Source organism: Kribbella voronezhensis, assembly GCF_004365175.1.
GTDB lineage: Bacteria > Actinomycetota > Actinomycetes > Propionibacteriales > Kribbellaceae > Kribbella > Kribbella voronezhensis.
The window spans coordinates 4500638-4523922 of record NZ_SOCE01000001.1; the positions used below are offsets into that span (position 1 = coordinate 4500638).

The 23285-nt window shown below is 67.7% G+C and carries 19 protein-coding genes and 1 pseudogene; 9 read left to right on the forward strand and 11 right to left on the reverse strand.

From position 1 onward, the window contains the following. Window positions 1–103: 103 nt before the first annotated feature. From EV138_RS20945 to EV138_RS20960, 4 genes are all read right to left on the reverse strand, one after another. On the reverse strand, window positions 104–931 hold the full coding sequence (locus EV138_RS20945; protein WP_133980546.1) for an isocitrate lyase/PEP mutase family protein: 828 nt from the start codon (window positions 929–931) through the stop codon (window positions 104–106). Window positions 932–985: 54 nt separating this feature from the next. Beyond that, window positions 986–2002 (reverse strand): glutathione S-transferase family protein, encoded by a 1017-nt coding sequence (locus EV138_RS20950; protein WP_133980547.1) that lies wholly within the window; start codon window positions 2000–2002, stop codon window positions 986–988. Between the two features lie 42 nt (window positions 2003–2044). Further along, window positions 2045–3253 carry a cytochrome P450 gene (locus EV138_RS20955; protein ID WP_133980548.1) on the reverse strand — a complete coding sequence of 403 codons (1209 nt, stop codon included), beginning with the start codon at window positions 3251–3253 and terminating at the stop codon, window positions 2045–2047. 138 nt (window positions 3254–3391) lie between these two features. Further along, window positions 3392–4606 carry an aldose epimerase family protein gene (locus EV138_RS20960; RefSeq protein ID WP_133980549.1) on the reverse strand — a complete coding sequence of 405 codons (1215 nt, stop codon included), beginning with the start codon at window positions 4604–4606 and terminating at the stop codon, window positions 3392–3394. Between the two features lie 234 nt (window positions 4607–4840). Between EV138_RS20960 and EV138_RS20965 the strand changes: the two genes are divergently transcribed. From EV138_RS20965 to EV138_RS20975, 3 genes are all read left to right on the forward strand, one after another. Next, window positions 4841–5440, forward strand: a complete 600-nt coding sequence (locus EV138_RS20965; protein WP_133980550.1) for a cysteine hydrolase family protein — start codon at window positions 4841–4843, stop codon at window positions 5438–5440. A 7-nt stretch (window positions 5441–5447) separates the two neighbouring features. Beyond that, the gene (locus EV138_RS20970; protein ID WP_133980551.1) at window positions 5448–6386 is read left to right on the forward strand and encodes a GlxA family transcriptional regulator; all 939 of its coding nucleotides are present in this window, start codon (window positions 5448–5450) and stop codon (window positions 6384–6386) included. A gap of 96 nt (window positions 6387–6482) precedes the next feature. Then, window positions 6483–8624, forward strand: coding sequence for an MMPL family transporter (locus tag EV138_RS20975; protein ID WP_133980552.1), 2142 nt, complete (start codon window positions 6483–6485; stop codon window positions 8622–8624). Window positions 8625–8691: 67 nt separating this feature from the next. On the opposite strand, the gene EV138_RS20980 is transcribed toward EV138_RS20975, so the two are convergent. Then, on the reverse strand, window positions 8692–11814 hold the full coding sequence (locus tag EV138_RS20980; protein ID WP_238158265.1) for a glycoside hydrolase family 3 N-terminal domain-containing protein: 3123 nt from the start codon (window positions 11812–11814) through the stop codon (window positions 8692–8694). A gap of 602 nt (window positions 11815–12416) precedes the next feature. On the opposite strand from EV138_RS20980, the gene EV138_RS20985 reads away from it, so the two are divergent. Then, window positions 12417–13013 (forward strand): type IV toxin-antitoxin system AbiEi family antitoxin domain-containing protein, encoded by a 597-nt coding sequence (locus EV138_RS20985; protein ID WP_133980553.1) that lies wholly within the window; start codon window positions 12417–12419, stop codon window positions 13011–13013. Between the two features lie 334 nt (window positions 13014–13347). Here the strand turns inward: EV138_RS20985 and EV138_RS20990 are convergent, their stop codons facing one another. Next, window positions 13348–14043, reverse strand: coding sequence for a Type 1 glutamine amidotransferase-like domain-containing protein (locus EV138_RS20990; RefSeq protein ID WP_166678647.1), 696 nt, complete (start codon window positions 14041–14043; stop codon window positions 13348–13350). A 371-nt stretch (window positions 14044–14414) separates the two neighbouring features. Here EV138_RS20990 and EV138_RS20995 point away from each other — a divergent pair, with 371 nt between their 5' ends. After that, complete coding sequence (locus EV138_RS20995; protein ID WP_133980555.1) at window positions 14415–16259, forward strand: S8/S53 family peptidase; 1845 nt, start codon at window positions 14415–14417, stop codon at window positions 16257–16259. Window positions 16260–16415: 156 nt separating this feature from the next. Further along, a complete protein-coding gene (locus EV138_RS21000; protein ID WP_133980556.1) occupies window positions 16416–17525 on the forward strand; it encodes a hypothetical protein in 1110 nt (369 codons plus the stop codon). Here EV138_RS21000 and EV138_RS21005 read toward each other — a convergent pair whose 3' ends face one another. Continuing rightward, window positions 17526–18470: a hypothetical protein gene (locus EV138_RS21005; protein WP_133980557.1), complete on the reverse strand. Its 945-nt coding sequence runs from the start codon at window positions 18468–18470 to the stop codon at window positions 17526–17528. It abuts the gene before it with no gap. A gap of 78 nt (window positions 18471–18548) precedes the next feature. On the opposite strand from EV138_RS21005, the gene EV138_RS21010 reads away from it, so the two are divergent. Next, on the forward strand, window positions 18549–19712 hold the full coding sequence (locus EV138_RS21010; RefSeq protein ID WP_133980558.1) for an aminoglycoside phosphotransferase/kinase family protein: 1164 nt from the start codon (window positions 18549–18551) through the stop codon (window positions 19710–19712). Between the two features lie 3 nt (window positions 19713–19715). Here the strand turns inward: EV138_RS21010 and EV138_RS38130 are convergent, their stop codons facing one another. Then, a complete protein-coding gene (locus tag EV138_RS38130) occupies window positions 19716–19934 on the reverse strand; it encodes a helix-turn-helix domain-containing protein (RefSeq protein ID WP_238158266.1) in 219 nt (72 codons plus the stop codon). A gap of 25 nt (window positions 19935–19959) precedes the next feature. Then, a pseudogene (locus EV138_RS38620) lies at window positions 19960–20115 on the reverse strand (AraC family transcriptional regulator); the annotation flags it as partial. A gap of 222 nt (window positions 20116–20337) precedes the next feature. Between EV138_RS38620 and EV138_RS21020 the strand changes: the two are divergent. Continuing rightward, entirely contained in the window at window positions 20338–20706 is a 369-nt protein-coding gene (locus EV138_RS21020; RefSeq protein WP_166678648.1) for a hypothetical protein, read from the forward strand. Window positions 20707–20887: 181 nt separating this feature from the next. Here the strand turns inward: EV138_RS21020 and EV138_RS21025 are convergent, their stop codons facing one another. Together EV138_RS21025 and EV138_RS21030 are read right to left on the reverse strand one after the other, a co-directional pair. Further along, window positions 20888–21394 carry a pyridoxamine 5'-phosphate oxidase family protein gene (locus EV138_RS21025; RefSeq protein ID WP_238158267.1) on the reverse strand — a complete coding sequence of 169 codons (507 nt, stop codon included), beginning with the start codon at window positions 21392–21394 and terminating at the stop codon, window positions 20888–20890. A gap of 32 nt (window positions 21395–21426) precedes the next feature. After that, a complete protein-coding gene (locus EV138_RS21030; RefSeq protein ID WP_133980559.1) occupies window positions 21427–21867 on the reverse strand; it encodes a VOC family protein in 441 nt (146 codons plus the stop codon). A gap of 288 nt (window positions 21868–22155) precedes the next feature. On the opposite strand from EV138_RS21030, the gene EV138_RS21035 reads away from it, so the two are divergent. Beyond that, on the forward strand, window positions 22156–23118 hold the full coding sequence (locus EV138_RS21035) for an LLM class F420-dependent oxidoreductase (protein ID WP_133980560.1): 963 nt from the start codon (window positions 22156–22158) through the stop codon (window positions 23116–23118). Window positions 23119–23285 lie beyond the last annotated feature (167 nt).

The following is a 23285-nucleotide window of genomic DNA, read 5'->3' on the forward strand; positions in this document are numbered from 1 at the left end:
CACCACGGGTTCGTCGCACCTCAGTTGGAAAGAAAATTGCACATGGCGATGGTTTCTATCCAGCTAGTGAAGAAACCGCGCCTTGGCAGGCGGAGTGGAGGGGTCAGTCCTGGGTGGTTTGGTTGAGGAGTTCGGTCAGGCGGGCGAAGGTGATGCCGTTGGTGGCTGAGGCGATGTCGCCGGCGAGCAGCGACTTCGTGGCTTGTTCGAGGGCTGCCATTGTGTGGGCGTAGAGCGCCATGCCGAGGCTGATGCGTTTGACGCCGGCCTCCTGCAGTTCGGCGACTGTCAGCTTCCGGTCGGCCGGGGAGACGACGATGTTGACAGGCTTCGGGGCGACAGCCGTGACGATCGCGCGGACCGCGGCCAGGTCGGGTGGGAAGGGTGCGTAGAGCACATCGGCACCTGCCTCGGCGAAGGCGGTGAGGCGGCGGATGGTGTCGTCGAGGTCCGGGTTGCCGCGGAAGAAGTTGTCGGTGCGGCCCGTGACGACAATGCGGCCCTTCGCCGCGTCGACGGCGTGCCGAACGCGGAGTACGGCGTCGTCGAAGTCGCGAATGGGTCGCTCGGCGTCGCCTGAGCTGTCCTCGATGCCGATCCCAGCGAGCCCCGCGGCGACGGCGACCTCGACCGTACCGGCGACGTCCTCAGGCGTTTCGCCGTACCCGTCCTCGAAGTCGCCGTTGATCGGCAGCCCGGTGAGCCGGCCGAGCAGGCGGGCATGGTCGAGATGTTCGTCGAGGCTGATCGCGTGGAGTCCGTCGTGCCGGCCGAGGGTGGCCGCGAGCGCCGCGGACGACGTACCGATCGCCTCGAAGCCCGCCTCGGCCAGGATCAGAGCGGACAACCCGTCCCAGGCGTTCGGCATGACGAAGCCACCCTCGCGGGTGTGCAGCGCCATGAACTTCTCGTAGAGCTCGGAGCCGGGCATGCCGGCCTCCTTCCAAGGTTGAGGTGCCCTCAGTGTGCTCCGACGGTTCCTGTACTACGGGCGCCGACTCGCGCTGTGCTCGGCCGGGACCCGTTCGCCGTCGCCGGGCGGACCGGGCGGCGTACCGTCTCCGAACGGCTTTCCACCAAGCTCTTCCCGGCCGTGCGGGGTCAGCCACGTCGACAGGTCGGGCCCCTTGGGGACGATGTGGGTCGGGTTGATGTCGGTGTGCACGAGGTAGTAGTGCTGCTTGATCTGCACGAAGTCGATGGTGTCGCCGAAGCCCGGCGTCTGGAACAGGTCGCGCGCGTACGCCCACAGCACCGGTAGTTCGGTGAGCTTGTTCCGGTTGCACTTGAAGTGGCCGTGATAGACGGCGTCGAAGCGTGCCAACGTGGTGAACAGCCGCACGTCGGCCTCGGTGATGGTGTCACCCACGAGATACCGCTGCTTGGCGAGCCGCTCGGACAGCCAGTCGAGTGCCGCGAACAGCCGGTCGTACGCCGATTCGTAGGCCTCCTGCGATCCGGCGAACCCAGCGCGGTACACCCCGTTGTTGACCTCCGTATAGATGCGCTGGGCAACTTCATCGATCTCGGCCCGCAGCGCCTCGGGGTACAGGTCGGGCGCGCCCTCGCGGTGGTACTGCGTCCACTCGGTCGACAGGTCGAGCGTGATCTGCGCGAAGTCGTTCGTGACGACGGCGCCGCTCTGTACGTCGACCATCGCCGGCACCGTGATGCCCTTCTCGTACCCCGGGTCGCGCTTGAAGTAGGCGTCCTGCAGTCGCGGAATCTTCAGGACCGGATCGACACCACCCGGATCGAGATCGAACGTCCAACTCCGCTTGTCGTGGGTGGGCCCGCACAACCCGAGCGACAACACGTCCTCGAGCCCGAGCAACCGCCGTACGATGATCGCCCGATTGGCCCACGGACAGGCCCGCGCCGCCACCAGCCGGTACCGCCCCGGCTCGACGGCATACCCGTCCCGCCCATCCGCCGTGATCCGCGTACTGATGTAGTCACTGTCCCGCTCGTACTCACCCTCAGGATCCACATAAGAAGCCACACCCCCACAGTGCCCCATCCCCCAACCTTCTGAACCCACCGGTCAGGCGGGAAGACCCAGGTTGACGGGGAGTTCGGCTAGGCCGCTGACCAGGACTTGGCGCCAGGGGAGGGATTCGGCGGGCTTGGTGAGGGTGAGGTTGGGGAAGCGGCGGAGGAGGGCCAGGAGGGACTCCTGGAGTTCGATGCGGGCGAGTTGGGCGCCGAGGCAGAAGTGGGGGCCGAAGCCGAAGGACAGGTGCTTGTTGTCCTTGCGGTCCAGGCGGAGTTCGTCGGGATCGTCGTATTGGCGAGGGTCACGGTTCGCCGAGTTGAGTGCCGCCATCACGCCTTCGCCGGCTTTGATCTGTACGCCGTGCAGTTCGACGTCTTCGAGCGCGACCCGCAGTTGGCCGACCTCGCTGAAGCGGTTGAAGCGAAGGAGTTCTTCGATCGCGGAGTCGACCAGCGAGTGGTCGGCGACCAGGCGGGCCCAGTTCTCCGGCCAGCGCAGCAGGGTCGCGACGACGCTGGAGATCTGGTTCGCGGACGTCTCGTGGCCGGCGACGAGCAGGTTGACGCCGAACGAGATCAGCTCCTCCTGGCTGAGCCGATCGCCTTCCTCGCGAGCGCGCACCAGTTCGTCGAGGAGGTCCTCGGCCGGCTGGTCGCTGTTCGCCAGCTTCCGCTCGACCAGCTCTTCGATGTACGCCGTGAGGTCGGCCATCGCCTGCTCGACCAGGTCCTTCTCGGCCATCCGCATGCTGTACCCCAGCTCGGTCCACTCGCGGAACTGGGCCCGATCGGCGTACGGGACTCCGAGCAGCTGGCAGATCACCTGGATCGGCAGGGGCAAGGCGACCAGCTCGCGGAGATCGGCTCCGTCGCCGGCGGCCGCGACATCATCGGCAAGCTTGGCCGACAACTCCGCGACCCACGGCCGGGTGCGCTCGATCCGCCGATGCGCGAACGTCGACGACACCAGCTTCCGCAGCCGCGTGTGCTCCGGCGGATCCGTCGTGGTCAAGCTGTTCGGCATCGGCTTGGCCAGCGCGACCCGAGGCGCCCCCTGCTTGACCACCGCTGCCCGCGAGAACCGCGGATCGGCGAGCACCATCCGTACGTCGTCGTACCGCGTCACCAACCACACCTCGGCCCCCGCCAACGTGCGCACCCGGGCAACCGGCCGGTTCTCCCGCAACTCGGCGAACGTAGGCGACGGGTCGAACTGAAACGCATCAGCAAACGGAATCTCGAGCACGGGCTCCGACATACCGTCGACCCTAAGCGAGTTAGGCCACCCTTCGCTTCTGACTCCAGCGGGTCGCTGCCACCTGCGATCCGGCGTACTCCACACCAGTCACAAGCGCCGTACTGCGGTCTCCCGGAGACCGCAGTACGCGCAGTGGGGCTACTTCGTGCCGAAGGTGTAGATCGTGGTGGAGGTGAAGGTCTCGCCCGGGCGGAGGACCGTGGACGGGAAGTTCGGCTGGTTGGGGGAGTCGGGGAAGTGCTGGGTCTCGAAGGCGAAGGCGTCGCCCTGGCGGTAGGACTTGTGGCCGATGCCCTGGATGGTGCCGTCGAGGAAGTTGCCGCTGTAGAACTGGGCACCCGGCTGGGTGGTGTGGACGGTCACCGTCCGGCCGTGTTCGGGCTCCCAGAAGCGGGCCGCGAACCGCATCCCGTGCGAGTCGGGCTTGCCGAGGACGAAGTTGTGGTCGTAGCCACGCCCGATCACCAGTTGGGGGTGGTCGTCCCGGATCCGGGCGCCGATCGGCGTCGGCCTGGTGAAGTCGAACGGCGTTCCGGCGACCGGGGCGAGTTCGCCGGTCGGGATCAGGCCGGCGTCCACCGGCGTGTACTTCGCGGCGTTGAGCTGCAGGACGTGTCCCTCGATCGTGCCGGATCCTTCACCGGCCAGGTTGAAGTACACGTGGTTGGTGAGGTTCTGCACGGTCGGCTTGCCGGCGACCGTGACGTGGTAGTCGATCCGCAGGTTGTCGTGCCGGTCCAGCGTGTAGGTCACCCGGCTGGTCAGCTCACCCGGGAAGCCCATCTCGCCGTCCGGGCTGACGTAGGTGAAGGCGACGCCGACGGCCGACGAGGTCTCGACCACCTTGGCCTTCCAGACCTTCTTGTCGAAGCCGATCGTGCCGCCGTGCAGGGCGTTCTCGCCGTTGTTGACCGGGATCTGGTAGTGGTTCCCGTCGATGCTGAACTGGCCCTTGGCGATCCGGTTGCCGTAGCGGCCGACGGTCGCGCCGAAGTACGGGCTGAGGGCCGCGTAATCGGGCAGGTTGTCGAAGCCGAGGCTGATGTTCTTGGTGTGGCCGCGCCGGTCGGGCGTCTCGACCCGCTGGATGGTGGCCCCCCAGGTCAGCATCGAGATCGTGATCCGGCCGTTGCTGAAGGTGTAGACGTCGACCGCCTGACCGTCCGGCGTCGTACCGAACGGGTCCTTGCGAATGACGAGTCGTCCGTGTCCGTGGTGCGCATCCATGGCGGCGACCTTATCGGGCGTTCCCACGGCGTCGGCCCCGGTCTGCAGGGCGCCGACGGCCGCGGCACCCAGGCCGAGCGCACCGGCGGTACGCAGGACTTGGCGGCGGGGCAGGTTGTCAGGCATTGCTATCCCCTCACTGGTTGACGCTGGGTGTCGGCGGGAGAGCGCGCTCACAGTGCCGACCCGGGCACTGTAAGCAGGCTTTTCGGCTGTTTGGAATAGTTTGGAACGGTTCGAATTCGTCAAATCACTTCTCCAACGTTGTAAATACATATGCCCGGGATTGACCAGATCCGTCCGGTGCGGGGCTGGTTGATGTCTTTCGCGAGCCGCCCGTCCGGCCGCAGGATCGACGGCATGAGCCAGACAGCGCTGATCGTCATCGATGTCCAGGAATCCTTCCGGGTCCGCCCCAACTGGAGCGCGGTCGACCACCCCGACATCGCCGACCGGGTCAACCGCCTGGTCGCCGCGGCCCGCGACCGCGGCGACCTGGTGGTCTGGATCCTGCACACCGAACCGGGCACCGGTGGCGCGTTCGACCCGGCCGAGGGGCACGTCCGGCTGATCGAAGGCCTGACCCCGGCGGCCGGCGAGCCGGTCATCGCCAAGACCTCGCACAACGCCTTCACCACCACGAATCTGCAGCAGTTGCTGACCCAGCGCGGCATCCGCGAACTCGTCATCAGCGGCATCCGCACCGAGCAGTGCTGCGAGACCACCACGCGGGTCGCGTCCGACCTCGGGTACGACGTCGTCTTCGTCACCGAGGCGACCGCGACCACCCCGCTACCGCACTGGACGATGCCCGCCGACGCCACCCTCGAGGAGATCCTGGCCGACCCGCGAACGCTCAGCCCGGCCGTGATCGCCGAGCGGACCGAGTACGCGCTGGCCGGCCGGTTCGCCACCATCCGGACGCTTGACGAGATTGCCCCGGTGCTCGTGGGATCCTGACCGGATCATGCCTACCAAGGTCGTCTTCCTGCTGCTGCCGAAACTGCATTTGCTGGACCTCGCCGGTCCCGCGCAGGCGTTCTCGACAGCGAACGACCTCGGCCATGGTTACGACCTGTACTACGTGGCGGAAGCGGACGAGGTCGTCACGGCGCAAGGAATCCCCGTCAAAGCGCAACGCGACTGGCCAGAGCTCAGCCCGGCCGACCTCATCGTCGTACCGGGCTGGCGCTCGCCACGCTTCACCCCTCAGGTTCCGATCGCGGCGCTGACGAAGCAACGGTTGCGGAGTCACCACGCGGCGGGCGGCCAGGTCGCGAGCGTCTGTTCAGGTGCGGACGCTCTCGGCGCGGCCGGCCTGCTCGACGGTCGCAGCTACACGACCCACCACGACCTGACCGACACCTTGTCCACGCGGTACCCGAAGGGCCGCCTGGTCCGCGACGTCCTGTACGTCGTGGACGACCGCGTCATCACGTCGGCAGGCATCGCCAGCGGGATCGACCTGGCGCTGCATCTGATCGCGGTCGACCGGGGCGCCGAGGCCGCTGCTCGGGTGGCGCGCGAGATGGTCGTGTACGCCCGGCGGAACGGTGACGAACCGCAGGAGAGCGCGATGCTGCGCCACCGGGGACATGTCAGCGATCTCGCGCACCGGGTCCAGGACGTGATCGACAGCCGGTACGCCGATCAGCTGCGGCTGGCCGAGTTGGCCCGCGGCGTCGGGGTGAGCGAGCGGACGCTGACCCGCGTGTTCACGGCCGCGACCGGTCTCACGCCTCTGCGCTACCAGCAGATCCTGCGGCTCGAACGCGCCGAGCACTTGATCGGCCACGGCGCCACGATCGAGGCCGCCGCCCGAGCCGTCGGCTTCGAGGACGCCCGCATGCTCCGCCGCCTCCGCTCCCGCGGGGTAGACCTAGGCCCACCTTTGTTGGGGGCCTGAAGCTCCTGAGTTGGCGGGCCGATCGCGACAGGCTCGACGCAGCGGGCAGAGTGCCTGGGCGGGGTCGGCGAGAGGTAGAACATGAGCAGGGGATCGATGACCGTGCGTGCCGCACGGTGGAGTGCGACTCATCCGTGGCGAGCGATCGGCCTCTGGCTGCTGCTCGTCGTCGTCGCGGTCGGCTTGTCGGCCGCCGTTCCGAAGCAGCAGACCAAGGCCAAGGACACCTGGACCGGGCAATCAGGTGTCGCCGCCCAGCTGATCGAGCAGGCCGGACTCGCCGATCGCCCGAGCGAAACTGTCCTCCTGACAGCTCCCAACGGTCCGCTGAACAAGGCCGCCACGACGGCCGCGATCAACCAGTTGCGCCAGAAGCTGACCGCGATCGATGCCGTCGGCAAGGTTGACGAGCCGGTCTGGGCCGAGAACGGCAAGGCAGCCTTGCTTCCGATCGAGTTGAAGGGCACGCCGGACGACGCGGCCGACAACGTCGACAAGCTGATCGCCGCGACCGCCGAAGTACAGCGGGCGCATCCGGAGCTCTCGATCAACGAGACCGGCGAAGCCTCGTTGAACAAGGGCATCTGGAAGCGGGTCGGTGCGGATCTTGCCAGCGCGGAGAAGTTGAGCCTGCCGATCACGTTCGCGCTCATGTTGCTTGCCTTCGGCGCCTTGATCGCGGCCGGAATCCCTGTCCTGCTGGCGTTCTCGGCCGTCGGCGCGGCGCTCGGCTTCTACGCTCCGCTCTCGTACCTGTTCCCCGACGGCGGTTCGGTGGCGAACGTCGTACTGCTGATCGGGATGGCCGTCGGCGTCGACTACTCGCTGTTCTACCTCAAGCGCGAACGGGAAGAACGACGGCGCGGTCGCAGTACGCTCGACGCGGTGGAGATCGCGGCCGCCACCTCGGGACACTCGGTGGTCGTCTCGGGCCTGGCCGTCATCGTCTCCATGGCCGGCCTGTACGTCGCGCAGGACGCCACCTTCTCCTCGATGGCGACGGCAACGATCGTCGTCGTCGCGGTCGCCGTCCTCGGCTCGCTGACGGTGCTCCCCGCCTTGCTGGCGAAGCTCGGCCATCGCGTCGACCGGCCGCGCGTTCCGCTGCTCTGGCGGCTCAACCGGCGGATCGGCCCGGCCGGGATCAGCCGGCGGATCCTCGCGCCCGTACTGCGGTTCCCGCGCGTCGCGCTGCTGGTCGCGGTCATCGGGGTGGCGGCGCTCGCAGTACCGGCGATGGACATGAAGACCGCACCGGCTGGGCTCGACACACTGCCGCAGAGCATCCCCGAGGTACGCACGATGACGGCGTTGCAGGAGGACTTCCCGTCCCGCGGAACGTCGTACACGGTGGTGGCCAAGGCATCGAGCGGAGCGGCTGCCGCTGCGGGATTGGCGAAGCTCGAGTCGGCGGCGGTGAAGTCGGGGGAGCTGGTCGCGGTACCTGGGCAGAAGATTCGCCAGTCGGGCGGTACCGCGGTACTGAATCTGGTGTCGCCGCATAGTGAATCGAGTGCTGAGGCGAAGAATGCGTTGACCTCGCTGCGCACAAAGCTGGCTCCGGCGGCGTTGAATTCCTTGCCTGGGGCAACTTGGGCGGTCGGTGGCGAGGCGGCCTCGCAGAGCGACTACGGGCAGCACCAGCGGGACAAGCTGCCGTACGTGATCGCGTTCGTGCTCGGGCTGACCCTGGTGATGATGGCCTTCACCTTCCGGAGCCTCGCGATCGCGGTGGTGACGACGCTGCTCAATCTGGCTTCGGTGGCCGCCTGCTTCGGCGTACTGTCCCTTGTTTTCCAGCACACCTGGGCGGAGGGGTTGCTCGACTTCACTTCACCTGGGTTCGTGGTGTCGTGGATTCCGCTGTTCCTGTTCGTGATCCTGGTCGGGTTGTCGATGGACTACCACGTGTTCGTGCTGGGACGGATCCGGGAGGGCGTGGTCGAAGGGCTGTCGCCGCGCGACGCGGTCCGGAAGGGGATCACCGAGTCGGCCGGGGTGGTGACGAGCGCGGCGGCCGTGATGGTGTCGGTGTTCGCCGTCTTCGCGACGCTGGGGATGATCGAGATGAAGCAGATGGGCGTCGGGCTGGCCGTCGCCGTACTGATCGACGCGACGTTGGTCCGGATCGTGATGCTGCCGTCCATCATGGTGCTGCTGGGCCGCAAGGCTTGGTGGCCGAACAAGATTCGGACGGCTGCTCAGCCGGAGCCGGAACGCGAGCTGGTCTCGGTCTGAGCCTGGCTGCATGAAAGCAAGGGCCGGCGGAAATGTTCCGCCGGCCCTTGCCCGTTCGACGCTGCTGTCAGTGCAGCTTGTACGCCGCCGCCAGCTTGCTGATCGCGGTGCTCAAGTCGCCGGTGAGCGCCAGGTGGGCCGCGTCGGAGGTCAGCTTCGAGGTGGCCTCGTCGAGGTTCTGCCCGATCTGGTCCTGCGCGATCCAGCGGGCCGCACCGACCACGGCGTCGTCGTCCGCGAACGAGTCCACCTTGGACTTCTGCAAGAACTTCCCGGCCTGGCCGAGCGCCGCCAGCGCGCCCGGTGCCTGCGGACCTGACCAGTCCTTCACACGCAGCGCCAGCTCGAGATAGACCACCGCCGCGAGTGCCGCGGCGTCTCGGGAACCCTTGTGTAGCAGCTCCTTCTGCGCCGTCGCCAACTGCTGGCGAGCCGCCGCCTGCGTCGTCAGACCCCAACCGAACGGGTACTGCGGGTTGTAGGCCGCGTCACCGACGTTCAGCGGCTCCTGGTCGAGGGCGCGCGGCCAGGTCACCGGAAGCCGGCCGCTGAACGGGCTCTTGCCGAACAGCACATCCGCGACACCGTCGCCTTCGGTGCCCGGCAGCCAGGACGCCACCAGGGCGTCGATGTCGCCGAGCTGGTCCGCGATGACCTGCGGCCGGCCGGAGACGACCAGGACGACACACTTCATCGCCGCGCACACCTTGCTCACCGTCGCCTTGTCGGCGTCGGTCAGCCCGAGGGTGTGGCCGTTGTTGCCGACATCGCCGATGCCCTCGGCGTACGGCTTCTCGCCGACCACGACGACCCCGACGTCGTACCCGTCGGTCGGTGCCGAGGCGTCCTGGCTGAACGTTGCCGTCGGCACATTCTTCTTGATGCCGTCCAGGATCGTGGTCCCGGTCGTGGTGTTGCCGGAGGCCCCTTGCCAGGTGATGCTCCAGCCGCCCATCTGGTTGCCGAGATCGTTGGCGTTGCTGCCGGCGACGTACACCTTCTGCGTGGTTGTCAGCGGCAACAGGTTGCCGTCGTTCTTCAGCAACACCTGGGACTTGGCCGCTGCCTCGCGGGCGATCGTCCGATGCGCGGCCGACCCGACCTGGTCGAACCTGCTGGTGTCGGTGTACGGGTGCTCGAACAGGCCGAGCTTGAACTTCTGGGTGAGGATCCGGCTGACCGCGTCGTCGACTCGGGCCTGGGTGACCCGGCCGGCCGTGACCTCGGCGGTGAGACCGGCGATGAAGTCGACGTAGTTGGTCGGCACCATGATCATGTCGAGGCCGGCGTTGATCGACGTACGGATGTCGCTCGGGTAGTCGCCGGGCAGTTGGTCGATCGCCTGCCAGTCACTGATCACGAAACCGTCGAAGCCCATCCGCTGCTTCAGCACACCGTTGATCAGAGCGGCGTTGCCGTGCATCTTCACCGGGCCCTGGTCGTCACCGATGATGTCGACACTCGAGTACGACGGCATCACGGAACCCACACCGAGATCGACCGCCGTCTTGAACGGATCGAGGTGGATCGCCTCCAACTGCTGCTGGGTGACCTCGGTGACGCCCTGGTCGATCTTGTAGTTGCCGGTCGTCGACGACCCGTACGTCGTACCGCCGTCGCCCACGTAGTGCTTCGCGGTCGCCAGTACATGGTTGCTCTGGGCAAGCTCAGTGCCGTCGGCCTTGCCCTGCATGCCGGTGATGACCGTGGCCATCGCCTTCACCAAGGCCGGGTCCTCGCTGATGCCTTCGTAGGAGCGGCCCCAGCGGTCGTCGCGGACCACGCAGACGCACGGCGCGAAGTCCCAGGGCACGCCGGTCGCCCGGACCTCGGTCGCGGTCAGTTCGCCGGCCCGCCGGGACAGGTCCGGGTCGTGGGTGGCGCCCATGCCGATGTTGTGCGGCAGGATCGTCGCGCCCACCACGTTGTTGTGGCCGTGCACTGCGTCGACGCCGTAGATCAGCGGCACCTGCAGCCGGGTCGCCTGCGCATTGAGCTGGAACGTGTCGATCATTGCCGCCCACCCGGCCGGGGTGTTCGGTGTCGGCACGGAGCCACCACCGGACAGCAGCGAACCGAGCGCGTACGTCGCGATGTCGGACTTCGACTTGAGTGCGTTCCGCTCGGCCTGGGTCATCTGGCCGACCTTCTCGGCCAGGGTCATCCGGCTGAGCAGGTCCTTGACCCGGAGTTTCACCGGAAGCCTGGGGTTCAGGTACGGCAGGTCGTGTGCGTTGATGATGACCTGGGGCGTGGTGCTCGGCGCCTTCGCGCCGGTGACTGTGAGTTCGAGCGGGATCGTCTCGGCGACCTCAGGGGTGCGGTCCTTCTTGGTGACCACGCTGACGACCTGGGTGGCGCCGGACGGCGTACCGGCTGGGAAGGTGAACGTTCCCGAGACGGGGGTGTAGTCGCCGGCTCCCGCAGTACCGGTTGCGGTGCGGTAGTCGACCGTGACGGGTTCCTCCAGCGGCGTACTGCCCGTGGTTGCGACAGTCACCTTGACTTGGGCGGTGCCACCTTCTTTGACGGGGTAAACCCCGGCGTCGGTGACCACGCTCGCCTTGAGCGCCGGGTCGGCCTTGCCGTAGACCTCCACCTGGTCGATCGCGAACTCACCAGGAGTCCCGACCGGCATGGTGATGGCATAGCCCCACATCTGGGTCAGGTTCAGCACCTGGTCGATGCCGCCGACCGGCTGGTAGTCACCGCGGTAGTTGAGCTCCGCGAACGGGATCTCGACCAGGTGCCAGCCCTCCCAGTCGTCGGTGAAACTCGTGTTCCACAACTCGGACGCCTCGGCATTCGCGCCGCCGTCCTTGATCTCGAAGAAGATCCGCTTGCCGGAACCAGGCGGAAGAGGTGCCGTGTTCTGCCCGTACCACCAGAACCGGATGCCCTTGTGCGCCGACCAGTCGCCGGGGTTCTGGTCGAAAGTGACGTCGTGCGAGAAGCCGCCGTACCCACTGATGTTGTACGTCCCGTGCAGCACCTTGTCGCCCTGCGGCGCATCGGCCCTCGCCTGCAACTCCATCGTCGGCGGGTCGTCGGCGTCACTGCCCCACCCGAAGATCCCCGCGCTCGGCGGCGACGCGAACGGCTCCGCCCCCTCGAACGAGGCCAACACGATCGGATCCGGGTCATCGGCAGCCGCCTGCCCGGCGACACCGAGCGGCAGCAATCCGGTCAACAGAGCAGCAGCAGCGATCAACGCCGTACGCCGACCGGGCCGACCGGATCGTCCAGCCGTACGCCGACCGGGCCGACCGGATCGTCCAGCCGTGCTCAACCGCCCGGCCGGCGAGGGTGAGCAGGTTCGTCGGGGATGGATGGCAGTCCACCTGAGCATGGGCGACTCCTCAGTTGCAGCGCGAGCCGCACGCCCGCGTCGCGCCCGACTCTCAGCCCTCCCCGCCCCCCGGTCAAGACCCCACCGGTTCCGGAACTAGAGCGCTCTCACTCCGCAGATCCCCCACGCAGGCTCCTCCGTCGCCGGCTCCCGCCCGCCCGGGGTCGCGGCTCCTGCGTCGCCTGCTCGGTGACAGATTCCCCACGCCGGCTCCTGCGTCGCCCGGCTCCCGCCCGCCCGGGTCGCGGCTCCTCCGTCGCCGCTCGAAAGGCGTCGCGTCCGGCACGATCGTCAAAGGCTGCCGCTGTCGACGGTCCACCCGCCGGTCGCAGGGAATCCCCGCGCACCCGTCCTAGTCGTGCGCGGGAGACAAGGCGGGACTAACCGTCTACAGATAACTTTATCTGTGTACACTTAGTCCCACGGCGAGGGGAGGCTGACGGATGGCGGCGACCGCAAGAAGGCGGGCAACGGCAGACCTACCGGACACCTTCACGGCTGCCCGAGCGAGAACCTCCGGGCTGAGCCGTAGGCAACTCTATACGCTGCGTAACCATGGCTCGATCGAACCGCTTGCCAGAGGGCTGTATCGCAAGCGCGACGCCCCTGCGGCTGATCTTGACCTCATCGCGGCGGCCCGGAAGGCGCCGCTCGCCACGCTTTGTCTGACAACAGCCCTGGCTCGTCACGGTCTGACGGATGCGATTCCGGCGACCAACGACATCGCGATACCGCGCGGAACTCGGCGCCCGGCGATCAACGCGCCGATTCAATGGCATTCGTTCGACGCGGCAACCTTCGAGCTCGGAAGAGGCTCCGTCGAACTCGACGAGACCACCTCGATCGGCATCTACTCGGCCGAGCGCAGCATCGTCGACGCGTTCAGAACCCGAGGCCTCGAAGGCCACGAGCTCGGCTACGAGGCGCTCAGACGTTGGTTGAGGCGACCCGGCAGTCAGCCTGGCGAACTGCTCGACCTGGCAAATCGCCTACCTCGAGCCAGCGGGCCTTTGCGGCATGCTCTCGAGGTCCTGCTGTGAACTGGCCGACGAGGCAGAGCCGCGCCTACCTAGCCTTCACAACCTGGCCAGTTGCAGTTGACGGCCACTGACGAAGTCCTCGCGCTCTCTGCGCTAAAGGCTGCAATCGCGGTGGCGCCACGTCCGGGCGAGACGTTGTTGTCCCGCGAGAGATCTCGGCTCTGGCCGAAACCTGTCCCGTTCGGTGCCCCTGAAGTCCGTGGTTGGCCTCTGCGTTTTTACGCCAGCCATAGACAGCCCGCACCGGCGGGGAGCCGCGACGGAGGAGCGGCGGGGTGGGGCGGGTGGGTTGAGCGTCGACGTAGGAGGCGCGAAGCGGGTCGGCGGACGAGGGTTAAGCGGTGAAGACCGTGACGGTGGTGGAGGAAGGGCCGGTGCGGCGGACGTGGGTGGCGGCGCCGGGGCCGTGGATGGTGGGGGTGGTGTTGGGGGAGAGGGTGAGGACGGTGTTTTCGTCGATGGCCCAGCCTTCGCGGCCGGTGGCCAGGACTGCGTGGGTCAGGCGGTAGAGGGTGCCCCATTGGGCGGCGTGGATGTCGACGATGAAGGGGACCAGGCCGAGGCCGGGGAGGACCGTCAGGTGGTCGAGGTCTTCGGCGAGGTCGGAGTCGCAGACGTCGAGGGTTTGGTTGCCGTACAACGTTTGCCAGCCGCCGACGAGGGCCTGCTCTGCTGCGATGGCGGAGCCGGCTGAGAAACCGCAGTACGGCAGGTCGTTGGCGCGGGCCGCGTCGAGCCAGTCGGTGCCGGCGTCGACGAGAATGTCGCGGTACGCCGGGGTCAGGCCGCCGGCGACGTAGACGCCGGCCGCGTCGGTCAGGTCGGCGGGACGCGGCGGGCGGGTTGGGGACACCGGTACTACGGTGACTTCGGCGGCGCCGGCGTCCTTCAGGGTTGTTTCCCACCTGGCGATGTCGAGCTCGTCGTCGTCGAGCGCGTAGGCCACGATCGGGCCGTTGCCGCAGGCCCGGACGAACGGTTCGTGGGCAGCCCGGGCGGCGCGCCCGCCGCCGATCAGAAAGATCTCCATGACGCCGGACGATAGCCGGTCCGAAGGCGGCGATGCCGCGCCGACAGATCCCACTGACATGCCCTGGTACTGCGATAAAAGGTGCGTTTGCGCCAGCCATAGACAGCCAGCACCCGCGGAGGAGCGGCGATCGGGGGCGGGTGGCGCGAAGCGGGTCGGCGTAACGGGGCGGGCTTTGGTGGCGCGAAATAGCTGGGGGGTGTTGTGCAGGGATTCCCCTGTTGTTGGGGGTGGGGCTGGACAGGGCGGGTGGGGTGGGTGAGTGTTGGGCTCGGGTGGGGCGTGGGGTGGGGGGTCCGCTCACGGTTGCTGTCTCACCCGTCGGCCGATGCCCGTCGGCGTTGGTCCTCCGGAACGCACTGGGAGGAACTGTGAGGAAGCTTTCGTACGCGTTGGGCAGTGTGCTGCTCATCGTCCCGGCGGTGGTTGCCGCCGCTGTCCAACCCGCGTCGGCCGCGCCGAGCGCCGATGCCGCGAAGCACAGCCCGTCCAAGGTCCCCTCGCTGTTGCGTGACAGCGCCAAGGTCGCGGCCGCGGCGGCGAAGGCCAGGTCGGCCACGCCGCAGGCCCGGTCGCTCGGTGTCGACAGCGGTGGGCGGATCGGAGTACAGCTGTACTCCGCTGCGCCGGTGACCGCGGAGCAAGAGGCATCCTTGGCCTCGCTCGGCGTCTCTGTGTTGAAGAACTCCGCTGACTTCAAGCAGGTGGCCGGCGCCGACTTGCCGAGCACCGGCCTGCTTTCGACCTCGGTGCCGTACGACAAGCTCGACGCGGTCGCCGGCCTCGGCTGGGTGACGGCGATGCGACCGTCGCTGCGGCCGGCCGTCGACGTCGGGCCGGTCACCACCGAGGGTCTGCAGTTGCACAAGGCCGATGTCGCCCAGGCGCGCGGATTGACCGGGCGCGGGCAGAAGATCGGCGCGATCTCCGGCGACGTCGACCACCTGGCCGAGTCGGTGGCCCAGGGCGAACTGCCGGCCGATGTCCAGGTACTGCGGCAGGGTGACTACGACGATGACGAAGGCACCGCGATGCTGGAGATCATCCACGACCTCGCGCCGCAGGCGAAGCTCGCCTTCGCCAGCACCAGGGACACGACGGCCGACTACGTCGAGGCGTTCCACGTCCTGGCCAACGCCGGCGTGACGATGATCGCCGAAGACATCGCGCTGGACGACGACCCCGCGTTCCAGCAGGGCATCGGCGCCGCCACCGCGGAGGGGCTCGCCAAGCACGGCATCTTCGTCAGTTCGTCGGCCGGCAACCTCGGTGGGCGGCACGCCCCGCGAGTCACCGCGGTCGGGACCGGCAGCGGGCCGGACGGCGCGGTCGGACCCTTCACCGGCTGCCCGAACGCACCCGACAACGTGGTGAAGCTGCGCGGCGACGACACGACGTACAACCTCAATCTGCTGCCGGGGGCGACCGTCATGCCGACTCTGCAGTGGAGTGAGCCGCGGGCGGTGTTCCCGACCGCGGGTCAGGGCGGATTCACCGATCTCAACCTGTACCTGATGGATGCCAGTGGAACCCAATGCCTGGCTTCCAGCGCCAACGTTCAGGCTGACGGTGTCGGCGACACCATCGAGCAGTTCATCTACGAGAACACGAGCGGTGTGGCGCAGCCCGCCAAGCTGGTCGTGGATGTCCAGGGCACTTCGTCGGCGAAGAAGCCGCCGGTGCTCGATCTGCGCTGGCGCGCGCTGTCGGCCGGCGTACAGACGATCGACCCGCCGGAGCGGGCCGGTTCGATGAACCCGGACTCCAACTACCTCGGCTTCGCCACCAGCGCCGGCGCCGTCAACGCCAGCGTCTCCGTCGATCCGGCGACGACCCCGCTCGAGGCATACTCCGCGGCCGGTCCGACCCAGATCGTCACCACCACCCGCTGCCCGGGCGGTAAGCCCGGTCCGTGCAAGGGCGTCTCCGGATCGTTGCCGGTCAGCTTCCCCGCGCCGTACTGGGTGGCTTCGGACGGTGTCTCGGTGAGTGGCGTCGGGCCGTTCGGCTCAGGTACTTGTCCGACCGCGGTGCAAGGACAATGCCGCTTCTTCGGTACTTCGGCGTCGGCGCCGAGTGCGGTCGGCATAGCGGCTCTCACGCGTCAGGAGTTCGGCGGCCGGATCGCTCCGGTTCTGCTGAACGCGATCCTGGCGGCCAGAGCCGTTCATCGCGACGGAGCCGCCTTCGGAGCCGGCGTACTGAGCGCCCGCTGACCCGTCGAACTACTTCGGCCGGGGTTTTGGGCCCCCGGCCGGAGTAGTTCTTCGGATCCGGCAGGTACGGGTGTGACGGCAGGCCGGGTGCACGGCGTCAAAAGGTCTGAGATGTCTCTGTGATTCGCACAGGACGCCTGACCTGGAGGATCCGCTGTGACGCAACTGAAGGCCCGAGCCCGAACATCCGCCGTCGCGGCACTCGCCGCGGTCACGATCGTGACCGGCTCCGCCTTCGCCGCGGCACAACCGCTCGAGCCGCTGAACTGGACGCCGACACCGACCAGGAGCGGGCCGTCCGTCATCAACGACATCGATGCGAAACCGGCCGGAACGTGGGCGGTGGGCAGCGATCTGGTCGACGACTTCATGGTGCAGCGCCCGTTCATCCTGCACTGGGTCGGCGGCCAGTGGAAGAAGACCCCGCAGCCGATGCACACGAACTCGGCGTTGCAGCGCATCGCGGTCGCCGGCGCCAACGACGTCTGGGCCGTCGGCGAGGACCGCGCCGATCCCGAGCAGCCGAAGCCGCTGGTGATGCACTGGAACGGCACCGCGTGGAAGGTCGTCCCCGCACCTGCCGTGCCGACCGGCTCGTTCGACGAGGTCAAGATCGGTCCGGACGGCACGCCGTGGGTGACCGGCTGGGCCAGGATCGGCACGGAGGAGCCGGCCGTCGTCTACCGGTACGTCGCCGGCAAGTGGCAGGCGCTGAACACCGGGCTGGAAGGCGCCATCAACGGCAACACCCTGACGGTCATCTCCAGAAACGACGCCTGGATCGGCATGAACCCCGGTCTCGCCCACTTCGACGGCAAGAGCTGGAAGCTGGTCGATGCCCTGCCCGAGGACGGCTCCAAGATTCCGACCGCGCTCGCGGCGGCCGGCCCGAAGGACATCTGGCTGGTCGGCGTGGGGCACAAGGGCGGACCCGAGGGCGAGACGCCGCTGGCCATGCACTACGACGGGGTGTCCTGGAAGAGCGTGCCTACCCCGAGTGGATCTGCGCAGCTGTACGACGTGGCGCTCTGGAAGGGCCGTCCGGTCGCAGGCGGTGAGAGCTTCACGAGCTCGGGAAACATCATCACCTCGCACCCGTACGTCCTCGACTACCGGGGCGGCAGGTTCGTCAAGGCGAAGAGCCCGGTCACCGGCAGCGGCACCGTCGCCACCGTGTCGGCGGCCAATGGACGGCTCTGGGTCGGCGGCCTCATCGCTGCCACCCCGACCAGCCAGTACGCCGCCTTCGCCGCCTTCACGAGGTAGTCAGGCGCGCTCCGGTTCCGTCTCGTCGTAGGTGCTGTGGACCTGTTGCCGAGGCGGGCCGGGGCGACCTGGTGAACTGCTGAAAGGCGTCCGGGCGAGGAGCTCCGGGCGCATGTAAGGGCGCTCGGAGTGTGCGGCGTGGTGGAAGCGGACGAGCTCGGCAGCGGCGATTGTCTCGGCGCCGAGGGAGTGTTCACGATGCGCCGCGATCCAGTCGATCAGAGCGGCCGGCTCGGCGATGTCCGTGGTGAAGTGGATCAGGTTCACGTACCAGATGTCGCGGCGGCCGTAGGGGAGTTCGAGCCAGGCATCCGTGCCGAGTTCCTCGGCCAGTCGATCCAGGAAGAGGTCCACCTGGTCGTCGAGCGCTACGGCGGCAGCCATCACGGTCCTGTCGGTCAGCGTGAGTCCGACGACCTCGATCCGGGCAGGTCCGCACTCGGCGGCCGCGCGCTCCATCGCGGCTCGGTAGCGGTGGATCGCAGGTTCTTCCGGGTCGACGATCGCCCGGTACCACTCGAGTGCACGGACCGTGAGATGGGCGGACCCCGGTTGGCCGGTGTGCCAATGGCCCGGTCCCGCGAGATCCGCGGCCTCGCGGGTCAGTGCGTCGAGGTTCTGGCTGAGTACCCCGCCCGCGGCCGGCCGCAGTACGACGCTGACCGGCCACCGGCCGCCTTCCTCGGGCACCGTGTCACGACGGTGACGCCCGCTCGCGATCAGCGGTGCGGCGTCGGCGTACAGCTCGTCGAACTTGCTCGGTCGAAGGTGTGTCGGCTTGATGATCGTTCCTCCTCGGTGGCACCACTCGACCGGGTACGACGCCGCTGACGGCCGGGTGGTTCGGTGCAGGAGCCGTTGTTGACCAGGCAGTCGGGCCGCGGGTAGCGTCGTCGGCAACGTGGCAGGGGCCGCGTCGAGACTCGCCGGAAGGCTGGAAGCCACCCCCGCTTGGTCAACGGTCGAAGTGGAGTCCACAGCTCCCTTGTGGCCCGTGCGAGTCCGGGCGCGAGAGGACGCGCTGTGAGATTTCTGCCTGATAAGCCCAGTCTCGGGTTCCTTCGCAAAGAGGCCAAGGATCTGCTGGCCGCGCTTCGCGAATCGAGTCCTGATGCCTCGCTTGCCGATGCCCAGTTGGCGCTGGCCGCGGAGTACGGGATGCGGGACTGGCATGCACTCAAGTCCGAGGCCGAGCGGCGAGCCGCCGAGTTGCCCGTCGCACCCGAGGGACTTGCCGATGCGCTGGCGGCGAGCTTCGGTCTAGGGCGTATCAGCAAGCCTGCGGTGCCTGTCGCCTTCACTCCGATGGGTCGTTGCTGGTCGCTCAGTACCGATCGCGGTCGCTGGCTGGCCGTCACCGTTTATCCGTGGATCGTCGAGGCGCAGGCCGAACTCGGCGCGCAGCTTCGTGATGCGGCTGTTGCCGCCGGCATCGGTGCGCCCACTCCGGTGCGCAGTCCTGAGGGCCGGCTGATCGAATCCGTGCAGGGCCAGAACTGGCGGGTGCACGAATGGATCCAGGTCGGGCCGTCGCCGGTGGCTCCGACCCCACTGACAGTTGCCCGAGGCATCGGTTCGACGTACGGAACCCTGCATTCCTTGGCGATTCCGAGTACTGCGCCCGTCAATCCGTATCTCACGCGGCGTGGGTCCGATGCGGACTGGGAGCGGCTGGTCGAGCGGGCCTCTGGAGCCGGGAAGCCGTGGGCTGAGCAGCTGACCAGGGTCCTGCCGACGCTGTACGAGCTTCGGGCGATCGACGCCGAGATCGACAGCGAGGCGATCATCCTCTGCAACTGCAACCTGATCCCCGAGCACGTCCGCACCGGGCACAACGGCGAACTGATCGTCACCGAGTGGGACTTCGCCGGTTCGCTGACTCCCGAGCTCGAACTCGGCTCGGCGCTCACCCATTGGGCGCTGCGACCCACGATCAACCACAAGACGGTCGCGGCGTTCCGCGACGGGTACGCCGACGCAGCCGGCCATTGGCCGCAACTGAGTTTGGCGTCCTTCTCCATCGCGGTGACCGGGTACCTCAACTGGACCTACAACACCGTCTGCGAAGCCATCACCCCCGCGGACCCCGACCACGCCACCTTCGCCGACCGCGAGACCGTGGACCTGTTGACCAAGCCGATGACGCGCGCTGCCCTGGAGAAGCTCCTGACCACCCTCGACGCGTAGTACTCAAACCGACCGGCCCACCGTCGCGAAGGTGCGGCGGTAGGCCGTCGGCGTCGTGGCCAACGTCTTGGTGAAGTGCTGGCGGAGAAGAACGGGGCTGCCGAAGCCGCTGGCCGTCGCGATCTGGTCGACTGTGAGTTCGGTGGTCTCCAACAGTTCCTGGGCCCGGTGAATCCGAAGGCGGATCAGCCACTGCAACGGGAGTACTGCCTGTCTGGGCACGGAACTGACGGCTGAGGGTTCGCGTACTCATCGCGGCCTGCCCGGCGATCGAGGCGACGGTGAGCGGTTCCGTCAGATGCTCCTGCATCCAGCGCATCACAGGTTCGAGGGAGCCTTCGTCGCCGCCGACGAAAGGCGCGGTCAGGTACTGCGCTTGGCCACCGTCGCGATGCGGCGCCATCACCAGCCGGCGAGCCACGTCGGTCGCAGACGCGTACGTCGTACAGGGGATCTCCGCCGGCCGGGTCGTACGCCGCCGCGAACACCTGGCAGGCGCCGGCCAATTTCACTCCGACCGCCCCGTCGGGAGCGAGTACCGCAACGATCCGCATGGCTCGAATCTAACGAACAGCGTCTTTCAAGCCACTCCTCGGGCGCTTGGTGGGCAGGCAGGCTGAACTCCATGCGAATCGACGTGCTGGCTTTCGACGGTTTTGCCGAAGTGGACGCGCTGGCGACGTACGCCGTGTTCGCGAACGCCCGGCGTCGCGGGCTGCCGGTGGAAGCGGCGTTGGTGACAGCCGACGGCGCGACCGAGGTAACGGGTTGCTACGGCACGAAGTACGCGGATCTCGTGCCGTGGGATCCATCGTCGGCGCGGGTGCTCGCGGTGTCCGGCGGCTGGATCCGGGAGGAGATCGACCGAGGCGTAATCCCGCGACAGCCGGCCTCCTCACCGGCCGCCCGGCGACCACCCACCGGACGGACTACGAGTGGCTGGCCGAGTGGGCCGAAGTCGTCGACGCCCGCATCGTCGACGACGGCGACCTGATCACCTGCGGCAGCGGCTGGCTGGCCGGGATAGACCTCGCCTACTGGCTCCTGGAACGCGAGCTGGGCGCCACTGAACAAGTCGTCGCCATGCAACAGTGGATCGGCCGAGACCGCAAGGCACGGTCTGGAAACGCTGACCACACCAAGCCGACCAGGTCGACTGGCGAAGGGCGACGGCTTCAGGCGGATTGGCGTTCCTGGCGGCGTTTCACCAGTTCTTCGACCGGGGTGGGGAGGGTGGTCTCGAAGTCGATGAGTTTGGCCCAGGTGGGGGTGACGACGATCCGGACCATGCCGTCGACGTAGAGCGAACGGACCTCGGCCTCCCACTCGACACGTTGTTCGGCGGTCATCTCGTAGGTGGTGTTCGCTTCGAGGTACTCGGCCGGGATGCCGTCGGTGTAGTCCAGTTCGGCGCGGCCGCGGATGAGCAGGATCTTGGGCGGGTGGACCTCGGTGTCGATGGTCAGGGCGACCATCGGGTTGGTGCGGAGCGCTGTGAGTTTCGGCGCGTTCTTCGTGGTGCACATGACGATTTCCGAGCCGTTCCAGACGAACGCGATCGGTACGTTGCGGGGCGTGCCGTCCTTGGCGACGTAGGCCACTCGGGTCACGTCGCGTGCCAGCAGGTCCTGGCTGGTCGGCCGGTTCAGCACCTCGGCGATCTCGTTCGCTTGCATGGTCATCCCTTTCACTTGGTTTCCGGATCCGGCCGGCATCAGCCGAGCTGCTGGGCCAGGCCGACGATGATGCCTTCGGGCCCACGGACGTAGCAGAGCCGGATGCTGTCCTCGTACTGCGTGATCTCTCCGACGAGCTCGGCACCGTGCGGGCGCAGCCGGGTGACGACGTCCTCGATGTCGTCGACAGCGAACATGACGCGATGCATGCCGATCGTGTTGTGCGGCGGGCTCGGCGGTGTGGCGGCGAGGGCCTCGGGGGAGCGGTAGCTCGCCAGCTCCAGCCGGCTGTGACCGTCCGGGGTGCGCATCATCGCGATGTCGCAGCGGACGCCGTCGAGTCCGACACAGCGGTCCACCCAGGAGCCCTCGACCTGTCCTTGGCCTTCGAGTTCGAGGCCGAGTTCCTTGAAGAACGCGACCGCAGCGTCGAGGTCCGCCAGGACGATACCGACGTTGTCCATCCGCTGAATCGCCATAGTCATTTCTCCTGTCGTCGTGTGCCGGGTTCGCCGGGGGATTGACCAGGCTGTACCCCGGGCGCTGACCACCAGCCTTCACTGCCGACAGCTCTGCCGGTAGGTGACGATGTGGACAGTCCGAGATGACACATGTCATCGACCGGCGTGACACCGCCGGCGGCGCGCCCGGATGGGCGACGCACGCCGGAGTACGGGCGATTAAGAAGAAATGGTTGGGGAATTGAGAAGGGATTCAGTGGGTGGAGTGCTGGACCGGTTCAGGGGTGGGCCGGTTGGATGGGTGGTATGACAACACGATTCGGCATGTTCGTGCCGCAGGGCTGGAAGATGGATCTGGCGGGATTCAGTGACCCCGTCGAGCAGTGGGAGGCGATGACCGCGGTCGCCAAGAAGGCGGACGAGGGGTCGTGGGACTCGATCTGGCTGTTCGACCACTTCCACACGGTGCCGGACCCGAGCACGGAGAGCACCTTCGAGTGCTGGACCACCACGGCCGCGCTGGCGCGGGACACCAAGCGGGTGAACATCGGCCAGATGGTCGGCTGCAACGGGTACCGCAACCCCGCGCTGTACGCCAAGATCGCCTCCACCGTCGACGTCGCGAGCCACGGCCGCCTGTACGCCGGAATCGGCGCGGGCTGGTACGAGCACGAGTGGAAGGCCTACGGCTACGAGTGGCCCGAGCTCAAGGACCGGATGGGCGCGTTCCGCGAGGCCACCGAGATCATCTACAAGATGTGGACCGAGGACGAGCCGGTCTTCAACGGCAAGTACTACTCGATCGACAAGCCGATCAACGAGCCGAAGGGCGTGCGCAAGCCGCACCCGAGTCTGTGGATCGGCGGCGGCGGTCCGAACGTCACGCTGAAGCTCGTCGCGAAGTACGGCGACGCGGCGAACATCGGTGGTGGCAACCCCGAGGTGATCAAGGAGAAGGCGGCCATCCTCAAGGGGCACTGCGAGACGATCGGGCGCGACTACGACGAGATCATCAAGTCGACCGGGATCAACGCGTTCCCGATCGACAAGGGCGACGACCCGAAGCGGGCGACCGAGAAGGCGCTCGGGCCGATGGACTGGGAGCGGTTCTCCAAGGACAACCTGATCGCGACGGAGGACGAGATCGCCGGCAAGGTCGAGGCCGCCCTCGAAGCCGGCGCGGACTACATCATCTTCTACGTCCCCGGTGTCGCCTACGACCTGGACCTGGTCACCCGGATGGAGCAGATCGCCAAGCGCTTCGCCTGAACCAGCTGAAAAAGTTGGCCCGTCGACCCAACCGAAACGGGGCGGCGGGCCGGGCTTTTGTCCGGTCCTGACTGGTATCGGTCATGGCGGATGTAGGCCAGGTGAATCGATGGACCGTGGCCGGGGGCAACTGCCAGGGTCGGACCGATGGCCTCGCGCCCGACGGG

What these genes read in the sequence shown, in the direction of transcription:
- EV138_RS20945 (WP_133980546.1), bottom strand. Translation starts at nt 931, where the DNA reads ATGCCCGGCTCCGAGCTCTACGAGAAGTTCATGGCGCTGCACACCCGC.
- EV138_RS20955 (WP_133980548.1), bottom strand. Translation starts at nt 3,253, where the DNA reads ATGTCGGAGCCCGTGCTCGAGATTCCGTTTGCTGATGCGTTTCAGTTC.
- EV138_RS20960 (WP_133980549.1), bottom strand. Translation starts at nt 4,606, where the DNA reads ATGCCTGACAACCTGCCCCGCCGCCAAGTCCTGCGTACCGCCGGTGCG.
- EV138_RS20965 (WP_133980550.1), top strand. Translation starts at nt 4,841, where the DNA reads ATGAGCCAGACAGCGCTGATCGTCATCGATGTCCAGGAATCCTTCCGG.
- EV138_RS20970 (WP_133980551.1), top strand. Translation starts at nt 5,448, where the DNA reads ATGCCTACCAAGGTCGTCTTCCTGCTGCTGCCGAAACTGCATTTGCTG.
- EV138_RS20975 (WP_133980552.1), top strand. Translation starts at nt 6,483, where the DNA reads ATGACCGTGCGTGCCGCACGGTGGAGTGCGACTCATCCGTGGCGAGCG.
- EV138_RS20985 (WP_133980553.1), top strand. Translation starts at nt 12,417, where the DNA reads ATGGCGGCGACCGCAAGAAGGCGGGCAACGGCAGACCTACCGGACACC.
- EV138_RS20990 (WP_166678647.1), bottom strand. Translation starts at nt 14,043, where the DNA reads ATGGAGATCTTTCTGATCGGCGGCGGGCGCGCCGCCCGGGCTGCCCAC.
- EV138_RS21020 (WP_166678648.1), top strand. Translation starts at nt 20,338, where the DNA reads ATGCGAATCGACGTGCTGGCTTTCGACGGTTTTGCCGAAGTGGACGCG.
- EV138_RS21025 (WP_238158267.1), bottom strand. Translation starts at nt 21,394, where the DNA reads ATGACCATGCAAGCGAACGAGATCGCCGAGGTGCTGAACCGGCCGACC.
- EV138_RS21030 (WP_133980559.1), bottom strand. Translation starts at nt 21,867, where the DNA reads ATGGCGATTCAGCGGATGGACAACGTCGGTATCGTCCTGGCGGACCTC.
- EV138_RS21035 (WP_133980560.1), top strand. Translation starts at nt 22,156, where the DNA reads ATGACAACACGATTCGGCATGTTCGTGCCGCAGGGCTGGAAGATGGAT.